The organism is Salinivibrio siamensis, assembly GCF_001996005.1.
Classification (GTDB): domain Bacteria; phylum Pseudomonadota; class Gammaproteobacteria; order Enterobacterales; family Vibrionaceae; genus Salinivibrio; species Salinivibrio siamensis.
The window spans coordinates 1-1181 of record NZ_MUFB01000057.1 but is presented as its reverse complement, the minus strand read 5'-3'; the positions used below and the strand labels follow the sequence as shown (position 1 = coordinate 1181).

The 1181-nt window shown below is 34.7% G+C and carries 1 protein-coding gene; it reads right to left on the bottom strand.

The genetic code is table 11. From position 1 onward, the window contains the following. Positions 1-1181: hypothetical protein (locus BZG73_RS16045; RefSeq protein WP_077668827.1), on the bottom strand; the 1181-nt coding region annotated here is incomplete at both ends.

Below are 1181 nucleotides of genomic sequence, written 5' to 3'. Positions count from 1 at the left end.
CATCAAGGCAACATTAGATATAGATGCCACATCATAACTACTAATTGAAGAATCAGACTCCAATATTATGAGATTTTCTATTTTATCAACTTCTAATTCTAACAATATATCTTTAAATGTTTGCTGACTAATATTCCCTTTTCTTGCTTTCTCTGCAGGGTGACAGCGTACAATAAAGCATGTATCCATCATTTCTAAAGCAGCATTTTTTATAAACGCAGCAAAACTTTTTGCCGTAGGGAACGCCTCACTAGAAGAGTACATCGTTCCGTCCCAGGGAATATTTGGATAAACCCCGACGACACGTTTGTAGTTCATACTTTGTTCTTTTAGAACGGCAAATCTGTTTACATCAGACTGACTACCCTCATAATAGTTTACAAAATCCACTTCGCTCTTTGGATTAGACTTTTCTCTGTAATAAGCAGTTAGTTCTTCAATAGTATTTGAAGGTAACTCAGAGCTCTCCCAAAGACATCTATTGTCTCTAATTCTAGACAGTAGATAACTCTCATCTTTGCTTATTATCAAACTGCCTTTCCCTATATAACCTCTACCCCATACGCTAGTTTTTACATTATGTTTTTTTAGTGTGTCTAATGCCGCTCCCCATGTAGAGTAACATCCATGTGATATTAGTGCATATGACGGAGTAGTTTTTTCAATTGCATTCTCAACTGCTTCGACAGTTGATATCGACGTATTTAAAAACTTCTGAAATAACCAAGCATGACTTTCATTCAGTTCAGATATCATTAAATATCTCATTACTCCATACATCGCATGTTTTCCAACTTCTATCTCTCGATAATTTAGCTGGTAAGCTTCGTTAAGGGTCATACTTGAAATATCAATAAATGTATCTGACTTTGGATAATAGATAGGGTTAGCATTAAAGGCATTTACAAAACATTTTTGCTCATAGAGTGAGAGACACCGTGTTACAAAGTTATTTTTTGTAGCGTTAGAATATTCCGAATACTCTAACTCTCCGTTCTCTAGTAAGCAGTAAACCTCATACCCTTTRTCGGATAAAAATTCAGACATAAGTCCTTCAAAGAGACTAGAGGTTGGTGATACATTTATAGGCAGCACTAATACTCTCTCATCAACCTTAGAATTATTACTGCTAAAGAGGCTGTTTTTTTTTATTTTTTTGAATATTTTAAATGCATTAGGCT